Consider the following 7,230-nt stretch of genomic DNA (forward strand, 5'->3'; position numbering starts at 1 on the left):
GCCGCCGCGCTGGCGCCGTTGCCGAGGTGCAGGACGATGACGTTGGCGCTGTCCACGGGCCGGCCCACGAGCTCGGCGGCGCGGCGGGAGACGAAGGCGTGGGACGTGCCGTGGAACCCGTAGCGCCGCACCCCGTGCTCCTCGCGCCAGGCGCGGGGCACCGCGTAGGTGTAGGCATGCGGGGGCAGGCTCTGGTGGAAGGCCGTGTCGAACACGGCGACCTGGGGGGTGTCCGGGAACTGCTCCCGTGCGACGCGGATGCCCTCAAGGTTGGCCGGGTTGTGCAGCGGCGCCAGGGGGATGAGGTCCTCGACCGCCTGGAGGACCTCGGCCGAGATGAGCACCGGCTGGCTGAACCTCTCGCCGCCGTGGACGACCCGGTGGCCGACCGCGCTCAGGTCGACCGACCCGAGGTCCGGGCCGTGCTCGCGGAACGCCGTGATCAGGATGTCGAACGCGTCGCGGTGGGAAGTGCACGAGACGTCCCGCTCGTGGGTGCCGTCGGTCCCGCAGTGGGTGGCCCGGGGACGGGACTCGCCGATGCGCTCGACCAGGCCGCTGGCCGACGTCTCACCGCTGGTGGCGTCGACGAGCTGGTACTTCAGCGAGGATGACCCGGCGTTGATGACGAGCACGGGCTGCGGGGCGGCGCTCATCCGACGGCCTCGGCCTGGATGGCTTCGGCCTGGATCGCCGTGATCGCCACCGTGTTGACGATGTCGCGCACCACGGCTCCTCGGGACAGGTCGTTGACCGGCCTGCGCAGCCCCTGGAGGACCGGACCGACGGCGACCGCACCAGCGCTGCGCTGGACCGCCTTGTAGGTGTTGTTGCCCGTGTTGAGGTCGGGAAAGATGAAGACGGTGGCGCGCCCGGCGACCGGGCTGTCCCTGAGCTTCGCCGCGGCCACGGCGGCGTCGACTGCCGCGTCGTACTGGATCGGGCCCTCGACGGACAGCTCGGGAGCTCGCTGGCGGACGAGTTCCGTTGCGGCGCGGACCTTGTCGACGTCGGCGCCGGTGCCGGAGATGCCGGTCGAGTAGGACAGCATCGCCACTCGTGGCTCGATGCCGAACTGGCGAGCGGTCGCGGCGGAGGAGATCGCGATGTCGGCGAGCTGCTCGGCCGTGGGGTCGGGGTTGACCGCGCAGTCGCCGTAGACGAGGACCCGGTCCGCGAGGCACATGAGGAACACCGACGAGACGACCGCGACGTCGCGGGTCGTCCGGATGACCTCCAGGGCGGGCCGGATGGTGTGGGCCGTCGTGTGGACCGCCCCCGACACCATGCCGTCGGCGAGGCCATCGAGGACCATCATCGTCCCGAAGTAGCTCGGGTCGACGACGACGTCGCGGGCCTGCTCGAGCGTCACGCCCTTGTGCGCCCGCAGCCCGGCATACTCCTGCGCGAAGCGCGCTCGCAGTTTCTCGTCGTGGGGATCCAGGATGGTCGCTCGGGCGAGGTCCAGCCCGAGCTGGCCCGCCCGGGTGCGGATGGTCCCGGGATTGCCGAGCAGGGTGAGCCGCACAACCCGGCGACGCAGCAGCTGGTCGGTCGCGCGGAGGATGCGGTCCTCCTCGCCCTCGGGCAGGACGATGTGCTTGTCGGCCCGACGGGCCCGGTCGAGCAGCCGGTGCTCGAACATGAGCGGCGTCACCACCGTGCTGGGCGCGACGTCGAGCCTGTCGAGCAGCCCCGCCCCGTCGACGTGCTCGTCGAAGAGGCTCAGGGCCGTCTCGATCTTGCGCGAGGCGGTCCGCGTCAGTCTCGGGGTCACGCCCGCCAACGCCGCGGTCGTGGCCATCGTCCCGCTCGCGCAGGTCACGACGGGCACGTGCACCTCGAGGCCGGCGACGAGGCGCTCGATCGGCGCCGGCAGGTCGAAGCCCCCGTTGAGGACGATGCCCGACGGGCTGGGGAAGGTCTTGGACCGGTGGGCGAGGAGCAGCCCCAGCAGCACGTCCCCCCGGTCGGCAGGAGTGACGACGACGCACCCCTCGAAGAGCCGGTCCAGGACGTTGGGCATGGTCATCGCGGCGACGACGAGCCCGAGGGACTCGCGGTCGAGCAGCGACTCGTCGCCATGGGTCAGGGTGCCGCGGACGGCAGCCATCAGCTCACGCACGGTGGGGGAGTCGAGCACCGGCTCGGACGGGATGGCGTATGCCGGGACGTCCCCGAGGAGACCCGACAGGGCTTGCGCCGTGGCCTCGAGGGCGCGAGCGGCGACGCGGTTGGCGACGACGGCCAGCACCTGGGCGTGGTTGGCCCGCGCCTCGTCGGCCGCGACGTCCGCTGCGGTGCGGACCTGCTCGGGGAGGCGTCCGGCGCTGGAGACGACGAGGACCATCGGAGCGTCGAGGTTGGCCGCGATCCGGGCGTTGTAGGAGAACTCCGTCGGCGACGTGACGTCCGTGTAGTCCGAGCCGATGACGAGCATCGCCTCGTACTGGCCGGCGACCGCGTGGAAGCGGTCGACGATCGTCGACATCGCCGCCTCGGGGTCGCCATGGACGTCGTCGTAGGCGACACCGGAGGCCGCGACATGGGTGAGGCGGGTATCGAGCCTCGACAGCAGCAGGTCGAGCACGTGGTCGTTCGCGGAGTCCTGGGAGCGGACGATCGGGCGGAACACCCCCACCCGCCCCACCCGGCGGCTGAGCTGGTCGAGCAGCCCGAGCGCGATGGCGGACTTGCCGGACAGGCCTTCGGAGGAGGCGAGGTAGACGCGGGTTGCCACGGCGTCAGGCTATCGGGATGTGGTCGCTGCTAGCCCGTCGACGGGTTTCGCGTCCGGTCCGGGTTGCGGATCAGCGCCCACGAGACCGCGCCCCCGGTGGCGAGCAGGACGGCGCAGATCCACATCGCCCTGACGTAGGCGCCTGAGAACGCCTCTGCCCGTGCGTAGTCCGCACCGCTGAGGCCGACGACGGCAGGCAGGGCGGCGACGGCGAGCAGGCTCCCCGCGCGGGAGAGGGCGTTGTTGACGCCACTGGCCACGCCGGCATACCGGTCGGGAGCCGCGCCGAGGACCGTCGCGGTGAGCGGTGCCACGAGCAGGCAGAGCCCGAGACCGAAGATGCTGATGCCGGGGAGGACGCCCAGCCAGTATGAGGATCCGGCGCCGACGCCGGTCAGCAGCGTGGCCCCGACGGCGCAGACGAGCGGACCGACGGTCATGGGCAGGCGGGGGCCGATCCGCGCGCCGAGCTCCCCACCCCTGGCCGCCAGCAGCAGCATGAGGACGGTGACGGGCAGGCTTGACAGACCGGCCTGCAGGGGGCCGTAGCCGAGCACGGTCTGGAGCTGCAGGGTGAGGAAGAAGAAGACGGCACCGAGGGAGGCGTAGACGAGCAGGGTCATGCCGTTGGCCGCGCTGAACTGGCGCGAGGTGAACAGCGACGGCTGGACCATCGGGTGGTGTCCGGTGCGCTCCACGGTGATGAACAGGGCGCCGATGGCGAGTCCGGCAGCGAGGACGTCGACCGTCAGTGCGGGCCCGAGGGACTCGTGCTGGATCAGCGCGAAGGTCGAGGAGGCGAGGGCGAGGGTGGCGAGGGCCGCTCCGATGACGTCGAACGAGTGGTCGGCCTGCTCGTCACGGGTCTCCGGCACGGTGGCCTGGGCGATGACGACGGTCAGGATCGCGAGGGGGATGTTGAGCAGGAAGGCCCACCGCCAGCTCGCGTACTGCACGAGCCAGCCGCCGACGAACGGTCCGAGCGTGGCGGCGATCCCCCCGAGACCCGACCAGGTGCCGATCGCCCTGGCCCGATCGGCGGGTCGAAAGGTCGCCTGGATCATCGCGAGGCTGCCGGGGGTGAGCAGCGCCCCACCCACACCCTGCAGGACCCGCCCGGCGATGAGCTGGGCGGGGCTCTGGGCGACACCGCAGGCGGCAGAGGCCAGGGCAAACCAGATGACCCCCACGACAAAGACCCGTCGTCGACCGAAACGGTCGCCGAGCGAACCCCCGAGCAGGATGAGCGAGGCCAGTGAGAGGAGGTAGCCGTTGCTGATCCACTGCAGGTCGGCGAGGCTTGCGTGGAGGTCGGCGCCGATGCGCACGAGGGCGACGTTGACGACGGTGGCGTCGAGCATCGCCATCCCCGACCCGAGGGCGGCCGCGGTGATGACGAAGCGCCCGGTGCGAGAGCTGAGGGCGATGCCGGTCACCGAGGCAGTGTGTCACCGGCCCCCGTCGCGTGGTGGGGGCGGTGCGTGGGGCGGAGCGCTGGCGCGCCGTGGAGCGGTAGCGTGGTGAGGACCCCACGAGGTGGTGGGCCGGGCCGACGCGAGGGGTATGCCGTGGACGCACCGTCCGGCGCTCGCGGTGCCGCCGCGTCGGTGGCCCTCGGCGCGGGCCGCCTGCGCCAGAACGTCGTCTACCGGGCTGGGGCGCTCGGGCGCCGGCCACGGGTGCCGACCGACATCAGCGAGCTGGAGCGACGCGCGAAGGCGACGATGTCCGACCGCGCGTGGGCCTATGTCGCCGGGGGAGCCGGGGACGGCGACGGGATGCGCCGGAACCGAGAGGCGTTCCGGCAGTGGGCGATCGTGCCGCGGATGCTGAGGGACGTCTCCCGGAGGGACCTGAGCGTCGAGCTGTTCGGGCGCCGGCTGCCCGTGCCCCTCCTGGTGGCGCCCGTGGGGGCGGCGGGAATGGTGCGTCGCGACGCAGACGTCCTGATCGGTCGGGCCGCAGCGCAGCTCGGCGTGCCCTACATCCTGTCCAACCAGGGCAGCTCGCCGATGGAGACGACCGCCGCAGCAATGGGTGACGCGCCGCGATGGTTCCAGCTCTACTGGAGCTCCGACGAGCGGCTCGTCGACAGCCTCATCGGGCGCGCCGAGGCGATGGGCGCTGATGCCCTCGTGGTCACCCTGGACACGACGATGCTCGGCTGGCGGCCCCAGGACCTCGACCTTGGGTCCTTGCCGTTCGCCCAGGGGATCGGCATCGCGCAGTACACCTCGGACCGGAGGTTCATGGAGATCGTGCGGCAGCGGGTTGACGGGGTTGCCCGTGGGGATGGCCGGCCCGGAGCTGGTGGTCGTGGTCGTCATCGTGGTGACGTGCGGCTGACGCTCGGCGCGGTCCGGACGCTCGCCTCGATGGCTCGCGAAGTGCCCGGCAGGTTCATCGACAACCTGCGCTCGCCGATGACCCGGGCGGTGGTGGAGACGTTTCTCGAGATCTACTCGAAGCCGTCGCTGACGTGGGCGGACATCGAGACACTGCGAGAGCGGACCCGGCTTCCCGTGGTGCTCAAGGGGATCCTTCACCCGGATGATGCGCTGCGGGCGGTGGAGAGCGGCGCTGCAGGAGTGATCGTGTCAAACCACGGTGGACGGCAGGTCGGGAACGCCGTGTCGTCCCTCGACGCGTTGCCCGACGTCGCCCGCGCCGTGGGCGGGCGGGTCCCGGTGCTTTTCGACAGCGGGGTGCGCACCGGCGCCGACGTCGTCACCGCCTTGGCCCTCGGGGCGAGCGCGGTGATCCTGGGGCGCCCGCACATCTACGGGCTGGCGATCGACGGCGAGGACGGGGTGCGGTCCGTCCTCGAGAACGTGATCGCCGAGCTCGACCTGACGATGGGCCTCAGCGGCCTCGCGTCGGTGACCGAGCTCGGTCCCGAGGTCCTGCGTCGGGTGTAACGGGTGTGACGTCCGGTTCGGAGTTGAACGCCACTGCGTGCTACCGTTTCCGGTCGCGGCAGGGCTTGGTTCCAAGGCCTGCCTCGACACCTCGTCCGGGTGGCGGAATGGCAGACGCGCTAGCTTGAGGTGCTAGTGCCCTTAACGGGCGTGGGGGTTCAAGTCCCCCTCCGGACACGATTAAAGACACACGCCCGGTCGGCGTACGCATTGACCAGCCATGTCGAGTGGTCGTAGTCGAGGCGAGGGCCCAAGGATGCATAGATCTGCTCGGCTGGGCGCCCCAGCGTTGTCCGGGCTCCGCTGCGCGTCAGGGCCTCTCAGGTCTAGGGTGTGCTCCGGCTGTCCCGGGCCTGCGGCCGCGGCGGCGGGCGTTGCTTGCTGGCCAGTCACGCTGCCTCACCGGCGGCAGGTCGCGCCGCTCCCGCTGGCGGGCGGGCTCCAGGCGCGCGCCGGGGCCGGGACCGCTCGCCCCGGCCCCGACCCCCCAGCGGCCGGTGGGGGCGTGCTCGTCGGGGTGGTCCTGCCCGAGCCGGGTCTGCCGGACTTGCAACGCCTTGCTGAGGTGGCCGCCATACGGCCTGGTCTCGGCGTCGCCCGCGGTGCGGGGGCGCTGAGCGGACGGTCTGGCCCCCCTGCGTCGGACGCGCCCATATTTGGGCGCGTCTGGAAGGTGCTGCACACCGCCTAGTTAGACGCCGGTCCGGGGCGGGGCGCAGACTTCCGCACTTGCTTGATGAGCGGTCGTCGGCAAACCTCGGTCTGTCATGAGGTTGGCTGACGCGTAGGTCGTGGCCGCTTGACTCGGCTTCGGTGCCGAGGGCATGACGGTGGGCCGCGTGGCGCTGCGGGCGGGTCTCCGGGTGGTGCTGGCTGGTGGGTGGACGGTGAGGGCCAGGGTCTCAGGTCCGGAGCGGGGTCAGGGTGCGGATCGCGGTGAACGCGGCGACGATTTCGGTGGCCCAGGGCCAGGTCCGGGGGAAGCGCAGGTGTCGTTGTCGGGCGCTGTGGGTCAGGCCGGCCGGGACGGTCAGGAACCGGTTGCGCAAGGGCTTTCGGCTTGCAGGCTTTCGACGCGGCGGGTAGGGCCAGCAGCCGCAGCCGCGCGATGGGGGTCCGCCGAGATCGAGGCGCCGAGGGTCATGTGTAAGAGGGGCCTGGTTGATGCGTCCTCGCGGGACGGGAACCGGCCGATCCCCGCAGTCTCTGGCGTGCGAGATCCGGGTCGCGACCCGCGCGTGGGCGCGGTGGCGGGCATCGAGGAAGGCGACCTGCCCACCCCTGGCGAGGGGGTTTCGTGGTGTCCGCGGCGCCGGAAGGAGGAGCCCACGCTGCAGGCCGCGTACGATCGGCAGCCGATGCGTGACCCTTCTCATCGGCGATGGGGGTCAGTGCAGATGCGGCGTATCCCCTGGCCAAATGTCTTAGCCCGTAGCACTAGTGTCGTGCGTCTTTAATTCGCTCCAAAAGTATAGGCTTGGGGTATGGCGAGAACCGGACGACCAACTGCGTTGCTGGAGTTGACCGCCGAGGAACGTATGACGCTGGAACGGTGGGCTCGGAGGGCGAAGT

5 protein-coding genes and 1 tRNA gene are annotated in these 7,230 nt (G+C 71.5%); 2 read left to right on the forward strand and 4 right to left on the reverse strand.

The window, feature by feature from the left end; translation table 11 throughout:
• The 3 genes from ACLL9L_RS02860 to ACLL9L_RS02870 form a co-directional block, all read right to left on the reverse strand.
• Window positions 1-656: acetate/propionate family kinase (locus ACLL9L_RS02860; protein WP_411283140.1), on the reverse strand; the 656-nt coding region annotated here is incomplete at its 3' end.
• Window positions 653-2,740: a phosphate acetyltransferase gene (gene pta / locus ACLL9L_RS02865; protein WP_411283141.1), complete on the reverse strand. Its 2,088-nt coding sequence runs from the start codon at window positions 2,738-2,740 to the stop codon at window positions 653-655. The genes ACLL9L_RS02860 and pta, both read right to left, overlap by 4 nt.
• 29 nt (window positions 2,741-2,769) lie before the next feature.
• Window positions 2,770-4,176: an MFS transporter gene (locus ACLL9L_RS02870; RefSeq protein ID WP_411283142.1), complete on the reverse strand. Its 1,407-nt coding sequence runs from the start codon at window positions 4,174-4,176 to the stop codon at window positions 2,770-2,772.
• A 132-nt stretch (window positions 4,177-4,308) separates the two neighbouring features.
• Between ACLL9L_RS02870 and ACLL9L_RS02875 the strand changes: the two genes are divergently transcribed.
• Window positions 4,309-5,658, forward strand: a complete 1,350-nt coding sequence (locus ACLL9L_RS02875) for an alpha-hydroxy-acid oxidizing protein (RefSeq protein WP_411283143.1) — start codon at window positions 4,309-4,311, stop codon at window positions 5,656-5,658.
• 93 nt (window positions 5,659-5,751) lie between these two features.
• Window positions 5,752-5,835, forward strand: a tRNA-Leu gene (locus ACLL9L_RS02880).
• Between the two features lie 725 nt (window positions 5,836-6,560).
• Here ACLL9L_RS02880 and ACLL9L_RS02885 read toward each other — a convergent pair.
• A complete protein-coding gene (locus ACLL9L_RS02885) occupies window positions 6,561-6,707 on the reverse strand; it encodes a hypothetical protein (RefSeq protein ID WP_411283144.1) in 147 nt (48 codons plus the stop codon).
• Window positions 6,708-7,230: the final 523 nt, after the last annotated feature.

This window comes from Lapillicoccus sp. (assembly GCF_046595215.1).
Taxonomy (GTDB): domain Bacteria; phylum Actinomycetota; class Actinomycetes; order Actinomycetales; family Dermatophilaceae; genus Lapillicoccus.